The 209-nt window shown below is 53.6% G+C and carries 1 protein-coding gene; it reads right to left on the bottom strand.

Annotated features, from left to right (window positions below):
- A partial coding sequence (locus ACTHSP_RS24410; RefSeq protein ID WP_440347263.1) for a transposase occupies positions 1 to 209 on the bottom strand: 209 nt, incomplete at both ends.

Genomic DNA, 209 nt, shown 5'->3' with positions numbered 1-209 from the left:
AAATAGGCTGCCCGGGCATAGCGGAATTTACGGTGCAGCGTACCGAAGCTCTGTTCGACCACATAACGGGTCTTCGACAAATATCGGTTGCGTTTGGTTTGCACTTCCGTCAGCGGACGGTTGCGGTGGGCTTTGCGCATAATGCCGTCCAGCAACCGATGTTCTTTCAGATGTTGCCGGTTTTCCGCACTGTCATAGCCTTTATCGGC

The sequence above is a fragment of the Neisseria sp. P0001.S005 genome (genome assembly GCF_051963715.1).
The sequence above is the reverse complement of the archived record's forward strand: the minus strand, read 5'-3'. Positions and strand labels throughout refer to the sequence as shown.